Consider the following 17,285-nt stretch of genomic DNA (forward strand, 5'->3'; position numbering starts at 1 on the left):
TGTGTGTTTATGTAGAAGTTTTATTCAAATCAGTGAATTTGACGCCTACCATAAAGTGCCGATGAGCAATTTGAGAGTTAGCTATTGACTATTCTCTAAGCATATAAGAGGAGCAAACACTAGCACCATTTCTTAGGCGCAGACGATTTACATTAGACATCTCCAGAAATTAAAGATGCGTTACCCAGAACCCTTGTAGAGACGTAGCAGTGCTACGTCAAAACAATTCTTTTTCGGAGATGTCTATTGTCCTCATTATCAGAAATGAATAGAGAAAAGTGCAGGATTATTCACTTCCACTTCTATTGATTGGCAAATCAAATACTTGACGAAGCTATTCCTGTCTAAAAAAAACAACCGCCTCCTAAAAATAGAAGACGGTGTGCGATCGCTAATCCAAGTATAATTGCAACCCTGTTTTATGCAGTATGTCAGACTACTGCTGACTGGGAGCAGCAGGTTGTGATTGAGGTTGTTGGCGTAAACCGCGCAAAGCTTCCCGCAACTTGTTTTGGCTAGCATTATCTCTTCGCCGCCGCCGATTTGTGGGTGCTTGTGGCTTTTGTGATGAATTGGTAGTCGCTCGTTCACGTTGGATGCGGCGTAAGGACTCTCTTGCAGTTCCTTGAGTACGAGTTGTTCTAGTTTCAGATGATGAGTTTGTAGAAGTATTTTCAACTCTTTGAGGTTCCAACCGTCTACTAAATCCAGATATTGCTGGTTTTGATGAGGGTAAAAACTCTCTGCGCCTGCGTCTTGGAGCTTCCTCTGTGGAATTGGCAGCCGTTGTCTGCTGGGTTCTCTCTTCGGCTTGTCTTTGTGTTTTCCGTTCTTGAACTTGGCGATATCGTCGTGAACCTTGTATAGCAAATTCAGTGGCGATGGACACTCCTTGTCTACCACCTTCTGCGGGTTTTAATTTCCACTCACGCGCTTGTCTGGCTGTTTCTTCATCCAAATCGCGGTTTCCACTGGAGCGAGCAATCCGCACATTTGTCACATTCCCTTGTGCATCAGTATCTACAGCTACTTCTACTCTGCCTTCAACTCCTCGCCGTCTTGCTGCCTCTGGATATTTAGCATTACATTCACGGCAGGCTGCACGACCATTACCATTACCTGAATTGTTAATTTTTGGAGGTGTGGGCGCTGTTGCTACTGTCGGACGGTTTCCTGTTTCATTGCCAATTCCACTGCCAATTCCACTGCCAGTTCCACTGCCAATTCCACTACCAGTTCCACTGCCAATGCCACTGCCAGTTCCACTGCCAGTTCCACTGCCAGTTCCGCTACCAGTGCCAGTGCCAGTTCCACTGCCAACACCACCGCCAGTGCCAGTGCCAGTACCTCCGCCACTGCCAGTACCACTGCTTGTACCTACAGCAATACCACTACCAGAGCCTAAACCAACACCAGAGCCGCCGCCACCACCACCACCGCCACCCGCTGAACTTGCTTGGGAATCTTCAGATAGAGGCGATCGTGGAATGGGTGCAGATTTCACAGGAACTTCTGGCTTGGTAGCAATTGCTTTTGGCGGTGTATTTGTTGGCTGTGGCTTCTGAGCAACTGCTGTAATCTGTTCTTCCTGCTGAACTTTTTCTACTGGTGGAGTTTCTATAGGCTGTTTTTGGACAATCTCTGGTTCTTTTTTGATTTCTTCTGGAATCTCTGCAATTGGTTTTTCTGGTTCCGCAGTTGGAGAATCCACGATCGCAAACTCTATTGGTTCTTCTTCACCTGTGGGTACTCTCGTCAAATAATTACTTATGCCTGAAGACAGTACGCCAATATGCAGCGCCAGTGAACCTATCAGACTGTAAGTCAGAAAAGACTTGAGAGCCTCAACTTCTTTGGAACGTTGCTCGACAGTAATGCCAGAAAAACTCATAGCTATTGCTACCTATTCTCACTAATTTAGCTATCTTAGAATGCAAGGTTATAAATATCAAGTAAACAATTAAAATTATTTAGGATAGCGTTATGGAATCTCGAACTAGCAAAAACATCTTTGTTACAGCAGTTTTCATGTATTTGAACCATATCTGTCGTAGGGGTACAGCAATACTCATTAGTGTAAACTTTTGTCCTGGCTGGCATTGTCCGTCTCCGCGGACTAAGGGAACTCCAAGAAATAAATTATCCAAATATTGTGGGGTGGGCATCTTGCCCGCCATATAGCCTGGGCGGGCGAAACGCCCACCCCACAAGAGTTAATTGAATATTTTTTTATTTGGAAGTCCGTAAGGTCAAATCAAGGTTTTGAAACCCAGGATCGGTAGCTTTTGTTTGTGTAGACGCGGTTTCTAACCGCCTGTTTCGCGTTAAGTTGACACCAATGAGCAATGCTGTGCCCCTACCACGTGGTCTATTTACCTGAAAATAGCTATAGACTCCCATATCATGGTTTTTGGACAAAATTAATTTCTATTTCAATTTAATTAAATTAATTTATGTAAACCAAACAATTAAATAAAAATCATGAACATTACATTTGAAAAAGTTATCATAATATCTTATATTTTATTGAGAATAAGTTTCAGCTTTTCTTGAGATTCTGGTAGTCTGATTTTGTATTGTGGATGATGTTATAGAGGCACTACATGGGAATTCAAAATTTGTTTGTAGCAGGCGGTGTGGTCATGTGGCCCCTGTTGGCGTTTTCGGTATTGGGTGTGGCACTGATCATTGAGCGAATTAGGTTTTGGGTAAGAATCAATCAGCGTCAAAGCCGCGTGGTGCGAGATGTTTTGAATCTCTACCGTCTCGATAATGTTGTCGGCGCAATGGATAAACTTCAGAAAAACGCAGATTTGCCACTGGCACGAATTTTTCTGGCGGCTTTAGAATTAGAAGAGCCAAATCCAGAGGAATTTCGTTTGGCATTAGAAAGCGAAGCCCAGGCTGAAATACCTCTACTCAAACGCTTTCAAAACATTTTTGAGACAATCATTAGTCTCGCACCACTGTTGGGTCTGCTTGGCACTGTGTTAGGATTGATAGCTTCCTTTGCCTCCTTAAACCTTGGTGATGTAGGAGGCACTAAAACAACTGGTGTGACATCTGGGATTAGTGAAGCTTTGGTATCAACAGCATCAGGATTGATCGTTGCCATATTCATACTCATGTTTGCCAATACCTTCCGGGGATTGTACCAACGGCAAATTGCGCTAATTCAAGAGTATGGGGGACAGCTAGAATTACTTTACCGCCGTCGTTATGAACGAGGAGAAAAAACTTATGCGCCTACCAGATGAACCAGAACTTCCATTACAGATAAATATTGTGCCGATGATTGATGTGATTTTTGCAATTTTGACATTTTTTATCATGTCAACTTTGTTTTTAACACGTTCCGAAGGTTTGCCAGTAAATTTACCGAAGGCAGCGACAGCTAAACAACAGCAAGTTCCTTCTAAAATTACGATCACGGTAGATGAACAAGGACAGTTAAGCTTGAACCGTAAACCAACGACAGTTGACGATTTGACAGCGCAAGTGCGGACTTTAGTTGGTTCTAACCCAGAAGTGTTAGTAATTATTAATGCTGATGAAAAAGTCACTCATGGTAAGGTGGTGGCTGTGATGGATCGGGTACGTCAGGTTCCAGGGGCAAAATTAGCGATCGCTACCCAAAGATAAAAACTAAGTAGGTCGGCGTAAATAATTATAGCGTTTCTCGTTTACGTGAGGTACACCTGTAGGGGTACGGTATGTTCCCTACAACTTGCAATTTAACGTTGTACCTCATCTGAATAGGAAACGCTATATCGTTGGGATAAGGCAGAAAGCAGGGGATTAGATATTGTCTACTTTCCAGTGTCCAGGTAACAAAAAATATTGACTAAAAGTATAACTTTGCTCAGGCTTAAAAATTTTATATTTGCTCATGATTTTTATTGTGAATTAACACTACATCAAAGATATTACAAATTACGAATTAAGTTAGCGAAGTGGGACATAGCCCATTACGAATTGGTATTGTTATCTCAATAATTTGCTAAACTCCAACTTTAGGAATAACAAATAAAAACAATTTGAGCAGCGAATTTGGAGGGGGTTGCAGAGTGGCTGATGATGAACGCATAGTCAATACACAACAGGTTTACCCAAGGGATTTTTCCTGGGGATTATGGCCTGTTTTGCCACTCTACCCTTATGGCAGGCGGCAGACAATTCGTAAAGAAGTCCTTAAGGACACAATTTGGAATTTTGACCAGATTCAGGGCATTTTCTACGTTGTTGTACCGATTCGTATGACTGTTGTTAAGCTCGAAACTGGAGGTCTTCTCGTTTATGCGCCTGTTGCGCCAACCCCAGAGTGCATCCGGCTTGTGAATGAGTTGGTGGCCAAACATGGTAATGTTAAGTACATTATTTTGCCAACTATCTCTGGTATAGAACACAAGGTTTTCGTCGGCCCCTTCGCCAGATACTTTCCGACTGCACAGGTGTTTGTGGCTCCCCATCAGTGGAGTTTTCCGCTAAATCTACCCCTTAGCTGGCTTGGCTTACCCCCAAAACGAACTCAATTACTCCCAGAAGATAGTCGCAAAACACCCTTTGCTGATGAGTTTGATTATGCAATGCTTGGTCCCATCGCTCTTGGGGCTGGTCGATTTGCGGAAGTTGCTTTTTTTCACAAGCGATCGCATACTCTTTTAGTAACAGATTCCGTGCTTTCGATCCCAGAAGATCCACCTGCGATCGTTCTATTAGATCCATATCCTTTGCTATTCCATGCTAAGGATCGTGCTTCTGATATTGTTGCAGACATTCAGGAAAATCGCCGTAAGGGATGGGGGCGGATCTCGTTATTTGCTTTGTACTTTCAACCAAAGGCACTAGATATACCCCAATGGAGTCAGGTGTTTCAAGATGCCCTGAAAGCACCAGAACGCTCAAGAAAAGCCTATTTTGGATTGTATCCCTTTAAATGGCATCCAGATTGGCAGCGATCGTTTGATGCTTTGCGAGGAAATGGGCGTTTATTTGTCGCCCCAATTTTACAGACATTGATTCTGAACCGCGCACCGAAGGAAACCATTGAGTGGGCTGATAAAGTTGCAAGTTGGGACTTTGAGTGGATTATTCCCTGCCATTTTGATTCACCGATTAAAGCCGAACCGCAGCAATTTCGCCAAGCTTTCTCTTTTTTGGAAAAGCAGCCTGCTGTCAGTGAAGGTTTCTTGAGTAGTAGCAGCTATCCTTTACCAGAGGAGGATTTTAAAACACTGAGGGAAATCGATGCAGGTTTAAATAAGTTTGGCATTGTGCCAGCAGCAAAGGAAAAGGTGTAGGCATAGATCAATACGCTTGGGTTACAAGATGCGATAAATCGCCGTCTCTACAAGTGTTTTGGCTAATTAGATTTTATTACGCCTTCAGTTAATTGCATAAGTTGAAGCAGCCAACTCAAAATCTAAAATTTTCTTAACGTTTAATTCCTTTAAACCGTTCTTGCGCCACCTTAAATGCTTCTTGCATCACCAACTGAATTTTCTGGGGATCGGGTTTTTTACCTCCCATTAAATCACCAAAGTAAACGCAGGCTGCTTCCCCTAGTGCCCAGGTATAAGCGGCTGCCCAAGAGGCGGCGATCGCACTCCCAAAACCTGGTATAAATTTAATTAATTCTCGTGCAATGGCCTGTGCTAAAAAACCACCTGCGATCGCACTTACAACACCTCCCGCCTGAGATGGGGTAACTGTCTGCCCATATAATTTACCCAAAAGACCCACCATTGAAACTTGCAAGGCAGTGAGTACGGGCATTGTGGCAAATGGCAGAGGCACAGCAGCGAGGGTAGCAGACATAATTGCAAATGGCAAAATATAACGGCGTGCAGCATCTCGGTAGAGGTTGCTAATTTGCTGACCTACTTCTTCTCGATCTAATAGCTGATAAATTGCCTGGGCTTCTGCTTGTGGGAGGAGTTCTGCTAAGGAATCTCGCAGTGCTTCTAAGCCGTAAAATACCGGATTGTAGCCATCTTCTTCTAAGGTAAAGTCGATGAGTACAGAGCGATCTGTTATTCCTGCGAAGGCTTGTTGGATTGCGGCAAATGGGCGATTGACTTCCTCATAATCTGGCGGATAGGTGGGATGATCGGCGGTATCGGCAGGATAAACCTCATGTAAGGAAGTAACTACCAGCAGACAGGGGATGTCTGGATACTTCTGGTGTAGTTGTTGAGCAATTTGTCGTAGAGTTTCAGTTGCAAAATCGTTGATTTTAACGGTCAAAAGGAGGATTCTGGCGGAACGCGTTTGCTGTTGTAAATCGCCAACTAACTCCTGAATGATTGTTTGAGTATCTTGTTTAACATCGCCCAATCCCACCGTATCAGTAAAAATCAGTAATGGCAGGTCATTGGAAGGATAAGCATAGCGCTGGGTGTGTTGCGTATGAGGACGAAATCCCTGACCGATAATTTCGGCAGAAACTCCCGTCAACCCCCGGACAATTGAACTTTTTCCGGCTTGGGGTTTACCAATTAGAAGGGCTTCTGTAGTTGGTAGTTCGGCTTGGATTTTCTCTAAAATCTCTGCAACCTGAGTTTCGCTGACACTAAACCATTCCACAACCGTCTGTGCCACTTGTTCTACGGGTAGGAGTTGCGTTAGACGTGTTGTTGCTTTGTTCCAGATATCACCAAGGCGGTTTGTCCAGGAATTATCGACCGACTTGGTAATCGTTTTGTTGGTCGGTTCGCTCAATTGCTGAGAATCGGTTGATGGTAAATCAGCATCACGTTGCTCAGTCATTTTCATCCAAACCTAGAAGACCCTTTTACTAATCTTATAGCGATTCTCAAAGGGATAACTAGTACCTTTAGTAGTGTTATAAATATGAGCGATCGCATTTTGAGGGCTGACAATGCGATTGTTTTGTCTGACAATGCGATTGTTTTGCCTGACAATGCGATTGTTTTGCCTGACAATGCGATTGTTTTGCCTGACAATGCGATTGTTTTGACTGACAATGCGATTGTTTCGCCTGACAATGCGATTGTTTCGGTTTGCACTCCCCGGAGTGTTTTTGAGGCTTAACTAATGACTAATGACTATTTGATCAAATCAGCGATCGCTTTCACCAATACATCTGGATCTACTGGTTTGGAAATATGCATTTGAAATCCTGCTGCTAGCGCCTGCTGCTGATTCATTTCCCCTGCATAGGCTGTCAGCGCGATCGCTGGTACACTTCCTCCTTGTTGGGGCGATCGCGATCGCACTTCCCGCATCAACATATAACCGTCTGTCTTTGGCATTCCAATATCACTAATTAAAACATCTGGTATCGACTCAGATAGTGATTGTAGTGCTTCTTGTGCTGATGCTACGGCGGTTACTTCTACACCGTAGTCTTGTAAAATAAAGGTAATTAAGTCGCGAATATCAGGTTCATCGTCTACCACTAAAACTTGAGTGTCCGCAAGGAGGGAGGATTCAGACTCAGAAGATAAAGACTGATTCTCTTCACTCCAAACCTGTTCGCTTCTGATTAAAAGCGGTAATTCAACAGTGAAGGTTGCACCTGCTTGTTCTCCAGGACTTTCGGCTTGAACTTTTCCCCCATGCATTTCTACAACCTTACGCACGATCGCTAATCCTAAGCCTAGTCCGCCAAATATCCGCGTAGTTGTGCCATCAGCTTGGCGAAAGTAATCAAACACATAAGGTAAAAAGTCTGGGATAATTCCCTTACCTGTATCGCTGACCTGAATTTGAATCTGATTATCAGCTTCCATGAGTCGAATTTCTACGCGTCCTCCGGTTGGTGTAAATTTTACCGCATTAGAAAGCAGGTTCCACACAACTTGCTGAAGCCGATTTGGGTCGCCCATCACTTGTCCTAAACTGGGATCAAATAAGGTCTGAATTTGAATTGACTTAGCTTCTGCTGCTAGTCGTACCGTTTCTAGTGCTGCTTCAACTACCATTACCAAGTTTACTGGACAGATATTCAAGTTTAATTTTCCTTGGAGGATGCGAGACACATCTAACAAATCTTCAATTAACTGGGTTTGTAGCTTGGCGTTGCGTTCAATGGTTTCTAAGGCGTGGTTAGTAGTTTTTTCGTCAAATTTGCGAGTCCGCAGCATTTTCGACCATCCCAGGATTGGGTTGAGTGGGGTTCGCAATTCATGGGAGAGAACTGCTAGAAATTCATCTTTAATTTTGTTGGCGATTTCTGCTTGTTTGCGTGCTGTCCTTTCGCATTCGAGGAGGCGATCGCATTCTTTTTCTGCTAATTTGCGATCGGTAATATCTAGTACAAAAGCAACACCATGTTCTTGAGAGTCATTCAGCAGGGCCACCCCTAAGACAATTGGTACTCGCTTGCCGTTGCGGTGGATGTACTCTTTTTCGTAAATTTTGGAAATTCCTTTGGCTTGCACCTCTAAAATGGCGCGATCGTCTAAATCTTTATACTCAACAGGACTAAGTTCTCTCCAATTAATTTTACCTAAAGTGGTAAACTCATCACGAGTGTAGCCAGCTAGTTGAAGAAAGGCATCATTAGCATCAATAACTAATCCATCTACAGTCCAAAAGGCGACCCCAATGAGGTTAGATTCAAATAAACGCCGAAATCGTGCTTCACTTTCACGTAATGATTTTTCTGCCCGTTTGTGTTCAGTAATATCGCGAGAAACAGCAACTACGCCTTCAATTGTTTGGTCAACATTGCGTAATGCAGTGAGGATATATTCATAATAATGAATGCCATCAGCAGCAACATATTTACACTCATCCTTGAGCGGCTGCCCAGTTTTCATTACAGCTTGTCTTTGGTTATCTATCTGCATTATTAGATCGGCAGGTAAATCCAATTCTGGCAAAGTTTTGCCGATAATATCTTGAGGTTTTAAACCTAGTATTGCTGCTCCGTCACGACTAATATATTGATAGCAACCTCTACGATTAAAGATATAAATATGATCGACGGAAGCAGTAAGAATAGCATTTAAGATATTTGCCTGCTCTTGGACTTGGGTTGTTAGTTCGCGAGTGCTTTCTTCTGCCTGCTTACACACCGTAGTTTCCATACAAATGCCGATCATTCTTACTGCTTGCCCTCCATCATCATAGATAAATTTTCCCTTAGCAGAAATCCAATGCACACTTTGGTCTGACCGAACTATGCGAAATTCATCATTGTAGTCAGTTTTGTGTGTTAAAGCGTGAGCGATCGCCTGCATAACAGATTGCTTATCTTCAGAGTAAACGCACTTTTGAAAAGTCTCATAAGGCCCATCAAAACTGCTTGGAATTAGACCAAAAAGCATTTCATAATTTTCAGACCAGATTACTTGATTGGTAACAACATTCCAATCCCACAAGCCCATCTCAGAAATATCTAGAACTAGCCTCAGCCGTTCCTCACTATCTCTTAGGACTAGTTCTAATTGCTCTCGCTTGGCAATTTCTTGTTGAAGTTGCTGTAAAATTACTTCCACATTTGTTGATAGATTGATCCTGGATATGTCTTTATCAATATGCATATCGACAACTGGAATATCAAGATTTTCTGCTTCTACCGGCAGCTTTCTTTTTAATTCTATTAATTCTTCCTCAAGCACTGCTTGCTTTTGCTGATAAGATATCTCTGATTGCTCTAACTCAGCTACACGCTGCCGCAAAAGTGCTAATTCATCAGTGAGTTGAAAGTTAATTTTATCAATATTTGGCATCTTGTACACCACTCATACTTAATAACACCGACTTGAAGAGTAGGTATGCCCTAATACGCTTGGGTTAAGGGCTACTAGCAACAATTTTGCGTTTTCGAGACGCGATAAATCGCCGTCTCTACAAGTGTTTTGTTGCTCATTCTGAACTGTATTGAAGTATGCCCTAGCTTGATATATGAATTTTTAGCTAAAAATTCATCCATCAAAAGGTACATAAACACTTCAAAAGTCAAAATTTAAAATATTATTACAGCAATCATTTTGTCTATTAACAATATGTTTTTTAAGCAAAACCAGCTTAGATATTTCAGCCAAAAGATATATGTGAGTTCCAATAAATGTAGGTTAAGCACTGCCACAAATATAAAAATAGAGGTTTGCAGCATCGGTCAATAATGACCACCCTACAAAAGTAGCTAAAGAAAGTTTATTTCTTTAATCGCATGAAAGCTGCACCTATTAATAATGCCACTACTTGCCCCCAGAAAACAACACCCGATTGATTTACGCCAACAGGAGGAATATTTAAGCTGCCGATACCATAAAATAATTGTTGCCCAAACCACCAAAATATATAGAAAAAGGCCGGTACTTGGATAGGAATATACAAAATTATTAACGGCAAAATGGTGTCAATTTTAGCTTTAGGAAACTTCATAATGTATGCTCCTAAAATAGCTGCGATCGCACCATTAGCCCCAATCAGTGGTACTGTCAAACTCGGTTCAGTCAGAATTTGGACTACCTCTGTAATCACGCCAGCAGCAAGATAAAATCCGAGATAGCGTTTGTGTCCCAGAATATTTTCTACAGTTTTCCCAAAAACCCACAAAAAAAGCAGATTTCCTAATATTTGACTAAAACTGCCGTGCAGAAATATTCCAAAAAGTAGCGAGAATGCTCGCCAAATTACAATTATCCAAGCAGCATTGTTGAAGAATAGTGCATTTGTAATTGCCCCACTAATCTGCGCTGGAATCACACCCCAACTATTGATAAAATAGCCCAATTCATCATTAAATTCTAGTTTAAGTTCCCATAAAAATACTGCTAAGTTAACGCCAATCAACCAATAATTAATAATCGGCTTACTTCGGCAACGAATATTATCACTAATAGGAATCATCTCAATACGGTTCGGTTAAGGTTTTTCGATGAAAATTATATATCACAAAGATCCGATAAATCATCATAAAGACGCGATAAATCGCCGTCTCTACAAAAGACTTATTATTGTAAAGACGGCGATTCATCGCGTCTCTTGTCTTAAGCGAACAGTATTGGAAATCATAGATTAGTCATTACTCATTAGTCATTAGTTATCCTCCTCCTACCTCCAGACTCCCTCACTCCCCCTTAACGTGTGGCAAGATTGAAATCAGATCGCATCGCACTTAATTAGGTAAACGAGATGCTGGGAAACACACTTGTAGGAAGATACCAAATTATTAGTCACTTGGGAGGTGGGGGTTTTGGTGAAACTTTTGTGGCTTCTGATACTCAATTACCCGGTTCACCTCTATGTGTCGTTAAGAAACTCAAACTTCAGGCAAGCGATCCAGTAACTTTGGAAACAGCTAGGCGTTTATTTGATACAGAAGCACAAGTTCTGTATAAATTAGGAACTCACGATCGCATTCCCCAACTTTTAGCTTATTTTGAGGAGGATGCCGAATTTTATCTCGTACAAGAATTGATCGAAGGTCACGATCTGAGTCAAGAATTAACACCGGGTAAAACCCTAAGTCAAGAGCAAGTAATTTCACTTTTACAAGAACTTTTGACAATCTTAGAATTTGTTCATCAGCAGAATGTAATTCATCGTGATGTCAATCCGCGAAATATTCTCAGACGGCAACCAGATGGCAAACTAATTTTAATTGATTTTGGTGCGGTTAAACAAATTGCTACTCAAGTTATTACTCCCCAAGGTCAAACTATAGCTACTGTAGCTATCGGTACACCTGGTTATATTCCTGGTGAACAAGCTCATGGGACACCAAAATTAAGCAGTGATATCTATGCTGCGGGAATAATTGCGATTCAAGCTCTCACTGGATTATCACCAGAAGAAATAGTCAAAGATGCTGATACTAATGAAATTCTCTGGCATAATCAAGCCACGGTTACGCCAGAATTCGCTCAATTCTTAGATAAAATGGTGTGCTACGACTTTCGGCAACGTTATCCTTCGGCAACGGTGGCATTACAAGCGCTGAAAGAGTTAACAAAACCACCAGCAGAAACAATAGCTTTAACTCCCGTTTCGCCACCAAAAAATATTAACAAACCGCAACCGAAAAAAGTTGCATTGGGTAAGATTTTAATATCAATATTTTTGCTTAGTGTTGGTGGAGTAGCATCAGTATTCATTTGGAATAATATTAATTCAAATAATGCCATAGAATTATCTAAGCAAGGAAATACGCTTTTTGATTTGCAACGTTATCAAGACGCGCTAGAAGTATATGAAAAAGCCGTTAATATTCGACCAGATTATCCTCAAGGCTGGAATGGTCAAGGTAAAACGCTAGATAAATTAAAAAAATACAAAGAAGCATTAGTGGCGTATGACAAAGCAATTCAAATTAAACCAGATTATTTAGATGCTTGGGTTGGACGAGGTTTTGTATTGGGAAATTTACAACGATATCAAGAAGCGATCGCTTCTTTTGACAAAGCCTTAGAATTAAATAACAACAACTCAGAAGTCTGGAATGCTAAGGGTGACGCTTTCAGTAATTTAAACCAATATGACCAAGCAATTAAATCTTATGAAAAGGCGATAGAACTAAAACCAGATAATTACGAAGCTTGGTACAAAAAAGGATTAGCTTTGCAGAATTCTAAACGATATGAAGAAGCGATCGCAGCCTTGGAAAAAGTTGTTGGACTAAAACCAGACTACGAGCAAGCTTGGTACAACTTGGGAAATAATCGAGTGAAGATCCAACGCTATCAAGATGCATTCACCGCTTATGATAAAGCTGTACAATACCAGCCAAATTATTATCAAGCTTGGTTATCAAGAGGTAATGTACTGCTGAATCTACAACGTTATCCAGAAGCAATTGAATCTTTTAATCAAGTAATTAAATCCAATCCCAGAAACTATCAAGCATGGTATAACTTGGGCTGGTCGCTGCATCAAAGCCAACGCTATGAAGAAGCAATAAAATCTTACAATAAAGCAGCAACAATTAAGCAAAATGACTATCAACTCTGGTATAATCTAGGAAATTCAGAATACATATTGCAGAAATACGAAGATGCGATCGCATCTTATAATAAGGCAGTTCGTTATAAACCAGATCATTCTGAAAGCTGGTATAGCAGAGGCAATGCGCTATTAAATTTGAAACGGTTTAAAGATGCGATCGCATCTTACGATCAAGCAATAAAATATAAGTCTAATTACCAACAAGCAATAGATGGTCGCAATCAAGCCCAAATTCAACTGCAAGGCGAAATATCAAAGCCTAAGCCTGTAATTGTGCCAGTTCTGCCATTTCCTAATTCCACCAATCCACCGCAAGGGAATTAAAAATGAATACAGCGTAAGTGTTTTATTCATTTGAAATGGATGATTTATTTACGCTGTGCTGTACTAGTGCGTTAACAATTCGTAATAAGAAGCAATAATTGGAGTTTTAGTTGATTTTCAAGAATATTTTGAGATAAAAACTTATAATTCGTGGCATTACTATAAATTTCTGGTTTATTTTACCAAAAGCTGTGAGCATCGGTAATTTCTTGGGAAGTCTAAAGATAACCTAGAATTTTTTCTTACCGAACTATGTGATTAAGGAGCTAACCCTTGATACAACAAAACTCCAGCCTATCGGCATCTAATGAAAAAAATCATCCATCGCGAAATTTACTAATTCGATTTATTCTTGGTGGCACTACCCTGATAGTCAGTATTTCTGCTTATTTCAGTTATCAAGCCACTAGAAATATGATGCTCAAAGATTTGAGACAGAGCGCTTTTTTAGAGGTACAGAGAGGGAGTGCTGAAATTGAGGAGTGGTTACACGTTCGCCAAGTGGAGGTACAAACCCTGGCCAATACTTCAACAGTACGTTCCTTAAACTGGTCTGTAGCAGAACCCTATTTAAAGGCAGAAGTAAAGCGGATCAATGATGAATTTTTCTTTTTCCAAATAGCTATGCCAGATGGTTCATTTTCCAATACAAAAGTTGGTCGAGCCAATAAAAATATTCAGGATCGAGACTACTTTCAAAAAGCAATTGCGGGAAAGAGCAACATTTCCGATCCCTTTATTAGCCGTTCTACAGGAATTCCTTTAATAGCGATCGCCACCCCGATCTCGTCAAATTCTGCTAGCAGTAGTTTACCAATCGGGGTCTTTCAAGGCAATGTGAGAGTCGATCACATTGCAGAGGTTGTCAACTCGCTGCAATACGGCACGAACAGCTATGCTTTTGCTCTCAATTCCCAAGGACAGGCGATCGTCCATCCAAACTCGGCGTTAATGTCAACCGTAGAAAAACCTGCACCCAGCCTACTGAAAATAAGCGATCGCAATTTAAATGCGATCGCCCAGCAGATGGTAAACAAAAAACAGGGAATTGAGTTGATGGAAATTGACGGCACTCAAAAGTATGTAGCTTATCTGCCGTTGACACAAGCTAATTGGTCTGTGGCTTTGGTGATTCCCCGCCAAAATATCGAATCTCGATTGCAATTCCTCGATTTAATCGCCTTAATTGTCGGTGGACTGACTGTCACTATGATTACCGTCTTGTGGCAGGTGCAAGCATTTGAACAAGGTGAACTGAAAAAGTCTAAAGCTGCGGCTGATACAGCCAACCATGCTAAAAGCGAATTTTTGGCTAACATGAGTCATGAACTGCGAACGCCCTTAAATGGCATTCTCGGTTGTGCCCAAATTTTACTGCGTTCTTCAGCTTTACCTAAGCAAGAGCAATATCACGTCAATATTATTGAACAATGCGGCTCTCATTTGCTGACTTTAATTAATGACATTTTGGATCTCTCCAAAATTGAAGCAAAAAAATTAGAACTGCATCCTGATGATGTGCATTTGCCTTCCTTTCTTCAAGGAATTGTCGAAATCTGTCACATTCGGGCAAAACAAAAGGGCATTTCCTTTGTCTATAAACCTGCAATCAACTTACCTACAGGAATTCATGTCGATGTCAAAAGATTACGTCAGATACTATTGAATCTCTTAGGAAATGCCATCAAATTTACAGATCAAGGTCAGGTTACTTTCAGTATTGAAGTCATCGATCAACCTCCTAGTGATGACCAGACAGTGAAACATTACCTTCGCTGCACCGTAGAAGACACGGGAATTGGCATAACTCCCGCAGAATTGAGCAAAATTTTCTTGCCATTTGAACAAGTAGGAGAGAAAAAGCGCCAAGCTGAAGGTACTGGGCTGGGTTTAGCTATTACTCGGCAGTTAATACAGATGATGGGTAGCGATATCCATGTTCAGAGTCAGATTGGTCAGGGGAGTAGCTTTTGGTTTGAGTTAGAGATTCCCGAAGCGATTGACTGGGTACAATCTGCGATGACTGCATCAGAGAAACAAATCATTGGCTTTGAGGGTAGCCCCTACACCATCCTGATGGTTGACGATCGCTGGGAGAATCGCACAGTGATTACAAACTTACTGCAACCACTGGGTTTTAATGTAGTTGAAGCCAGCAATGGTAAAGAAGGTTTAGAAATAGCGATCGCTCTCAAACCAGACTTAATCATCACAGATTTGCTGATGCCAGAAATGGATGGGTTTGAATTAATTAAAAACCTACGTCACACTCCAGAAATTAAGGATATATTGATTATCGTCTCTTCTGCTAGTGTGTTTGAATCAGACAAATATCGAAGTCTACAAGCCGGAGGTAACGCCTTCTTAACCAAACCTATACAGGTAGATGAATTATTGCATCAACTTGAAAAATATTTAAATTTGGTATGGATTTACAAGCAATCTCAGCCTGATGGAGAAAAAACCAGAGAAGCAATAACAACAAATAGCCAATTTACCCCTCCTTCGCCCCAAATCTTGCAGGAAATAGTTACCTTAGCTAGTAAAGGTAACTTTAATGCCATTCTCAAGTGGGCGGATCAACTGGAGGAAACAGACACAACCTTCGCCCCATTTGCTAATGAACTACGGCAACTAGCAAGGCAATTTGATGAAGATTTAATCCTAAGTTTTTTGACTAAATATGCGGTGAAAACAGTATGAAAACGATTATTGAAAACCAAAAAAATTCTATCAATTATTCTCCTTCCAGGGGAATTGTTTTAGTCGTTGACGATAACCCTGCCAATTTACAAGTTTTATCCAGCTTTCTGGATCAGTCTAGCTTTGAAGTTTGGGCAGCACGCAGCGGTGAGAAAGCCCTTCAGCGATTAGAAAATGATGATTTACCTGATTTAATCTTGTTGGATGTGATGATGCCGGGTATAGATGGTTTTGAAACCTGTAAACAGTTAAAAAGCAATCCTCGTGTCCAAGATATTCCGGTTATTTTTATGACAGCGCTATCAGAAACGGCTGATAAAGTCAAAGGCTTGCAATTGGGAGCCGTAGACTACATTACCAAACCTTTTCAGCATGAAGAAGTCTTAGTGCGGATTGAAAATCACCTGAAGCTGAGGAACTTGACAAAAACCTTAATTGCTAAAAACGTCGAATTGCAACAAACTCAAACTCAACTGATTCAAGCAGAAAAGGTAGCAGCTTTAGGACAACTAACAGCAGGAATTGCTCATGAAGTGAATAATCCGATCAATTTTATAGCTGGCAACTTAAATTTTGTGGAACAGTATGTACAAGAGGTAGTTAATTTACTATATCTCTATCAAAAATATCTACCCGATCCACCAAAGGAAATTCAAACCGCAATTCAAAAAAGCGATCTCACCTTTTTGTTAGATGATTTATCTAAAATTATTCAATCTATGCAAGTTGGTACGAATCGCGTTACAGAAATTGTGTCATATCTAAACAACTTCTCGCGCCACAGAGAAGCTGGTAAGAAACTAGCTAACCTGCATGAAGGGTTAGAAAGTACATTACTCATTCTCGGACATCGCTTTAAACGAAATGCTCATCACCCAGACATCCAATTAGTTAAAGAATATGGAGATTTGCCACTTATTGAGTGTTTTCCTGGTGAAATCAATCAGGTTTTTATGAATTTAATTTGTAATGCGATCGATGCCATTGAAGAAAAACATAAAAATAAAGATATTGATACAATTTATCAAAATCCTGGGGTAATTAAAATTAAAACTGAGGTAATTGGAGAGCAAGTTATTTTAAGAGTTGCCGACAATGGTTCAGGTATAAACAATGCAGATAGCACAAAAATATTTGATGCTTTTTATACAACCAAACCCATCGGCAGAGGAACCGGGCTTGGTCTATCTATTGCTTACCAAATTGTGGTTAATAATCATCATGGCAAGCTCACATACGATTCTAAACCAGGTGAAGGCACAGAGTTCATCATTGAGCTACCGATCCGATAAATTAGAATTTGTAAACTCAATAAAAAAAACATCACTATAGAAAAG

General features: G+C 40.9%; 12 protein-coding genes. 7 read left to right on the forward strand and 5 right to left on the reverse strand.

Annotated features, from left to right (window positions below; genetic code table 11):
* Positions 1-436 precede the first annotated feature (436 nt).
* Both V7L07_RS14800 and V7L07_RS14805 read right to left on the reverse strand, forming a co-directional pair.
* Positions 437-1,891 carry a TonB family protein gene (locus tag V7L07_RS14800; protein ID WP_335058979.1) on the reverse strand — a complete coding sequence of 485 codons (1,455 nt, stop codon included), beginning with the start codon at positions 1,889-1,891 and terminating at the stop codon, positions 437-439.
* 338 nt (positions 1,892-2,229) lie between these two features.
* Positions 2,230-2,418, reverse strand: a complete 189-nt coding sequence (locus V7L07_RS14805; RefSeq protein ID WP_335058981.1) for a hypothetical protein — start codon at positions 2,416-2,418, stop codon at positions 2,230-2,232.
* A 185-nt stretch (positions 2,419-2,603) separates the two neighbouring features.
* Here V7L07_RS14805 and V7L07_RS14810 point away from each other — a divergent pair, with 185 nt between their 5' ends.
* The 3 genes from V7L07_RS14810 (at position 2,604) to V7L07_RS14820 (ending at position 5,300) form a co-directional block, all read left to right on the forward strand.
* Positions 2,604-3,257: a MotA/TolQ/ExbB proton channel family protein gene (locus V7L07_RS14810; protein ID WP_335058983.1), complete on the forward strand. Its 654-nt coding sequence runs from the start codon at positions 2,604-2,606 to the stop codon at positions 3,255-3,257.
* Positions 3,241-3,642, forward strand: coding sequence for an ExbD/TolR family protein (locus V7L07_RS14815; protein WP_335058985.1), 402 nt, complete (start codon positions 3,241-3,243; stop codon positions 3,640-3,642). The genes V7L07_RS14810 and V7L07_RS14815 overlap by 17 nt, the downstream gene beginning before the upstream one ends.
* Before the next feature lie 425 nt (positions 3,643-4,067).
* Positions 4,068-5,300, forward strand: coding sequence for a DUF4336 domain-containing protein (locus tag V7L07_RS14820; protein ID WP_335058987.1), 1,233 nt, complete (start codon positions 4,068-4,070; stop codon positions 5,298-5,300).
* 133 nt (positions 5,301-5,433) lie between these two features.
* Here V7L07_RS14820 and V7L07_RS14825 read toward each other — a convergent pair whose 3' ends face one another.
* Entirely contained in the window at positions 5,434-6,768 is a 1,335-nt protein-coding gene (locus tag V7L07_RS14825) for a GTPase family protein (RefSeq protein WP_335058989.1), read from the reverse strand.
* Between the two features lie 84 nt (positions 6,769-6,852).
* On the opposite strand from V7L07_RS14825, the gene V7L07_RS14830 reads away from it, so the two are divergent.
* Positions 6,853-7,053: a hypothetical protein gene (locus V7L07_RS14830; protein ID WP_335058991.1), complete on the forward strand. Its 201-nt coding sequence runs from the start codon at positions 6,853-6,855 to the stop codon at positions 7,051-7,053.
* A gap of 14 nt (positions 7,054-7,067) precedes the next feature.
* Here V7L07_RS14830 and V7L07_RS14835 read toward each other — a convergent pair whose 3' ends face one another.
* Positions 7,068-9,701 carry a PAS domain S-box protein gene (locus V7L07_RS14835; protein ID WP_335058993.1) on the reverse strand — a complete coding sequence of 878 codons (2,634 nt, stop codon included), beginning with the start codon at positions 9,699-9,701 and terminating at the stop codon, positions 7,068-7,070.
* Between the two features lie 427 nt (positions 9,702-10,128).
* On the reverse strand, positions 10,129-10,827 hold the full coding sequence (locus tag V7L07_RS14840) for a rhomboid family intramembrane serine protease (RefSeq protein ID WP_335058995.1): 699 nt from the start codon (positions 10,825-10,827) through the stop codon (positions 10,129-10,131).
* 285 nt (positions 10,828-11,112) lie between these two features.
* On the opposite strand from V7L07_RS14840, the gene V7L07_RS14845 reads away from it, so the two are divergent.
* The 3 genes from V7L07_RS14845 (at position 11,113) to V7L07_RS14855 (ending at position 17,240) form a co-directional block, all read left to right on the forward strand.
* Positions 11,113-13,245, forward strand: coding sequence for a tetratricopeptide repeat protein (locus V7L07_RS14845; protein ID WP_335058997.1), 2,133 nt, complete (start codon positions 11,113-11,115; stop codon positions 13,243-13,245).
* A 273-nt stretch (positions 13,246-13,518) separates the two neighbouring features.
* The gene (locus tag V7L07_RS14850) at positions 13,519-15,948 is read left to right on the forward strand and encodes a hybrid sensor histidine kinase/response regulator (RefSeq protein ID WP_335058999.1); all 2,430 of its coding nucleotides are present in this window, start codon (positions 13,519-13,521) and stop codon (positions 15,946-15,948) included.
* Positions 15,945-17,240: a hybrid sensor histidine kinase/response regulator gene (locus tag V7L07_RS14855; protein WP_335059001.1), complete on the forward strand. Its 1,296-nt coding sequence runs from the start codon at positions 15,945-15,947 to the stop codon at positions 17,238-17,240. Before V7L07_RS14850 ends, V7L07_RS14855 begins: the two co-directional genes overlap by 4 nt.
* Positions 17,241-17,285 lie beyond the last annotated feature (45 nt).

It is taken from the genome of Nostoc sp., from assembly GCF_036916985.1.
Taxonomy (GTDB): domain Bacteria; phylum Cyanobacteriota; class Cyanobacteriia; order Cyanobacteriales; family Nostocaceae; genus Nostoc.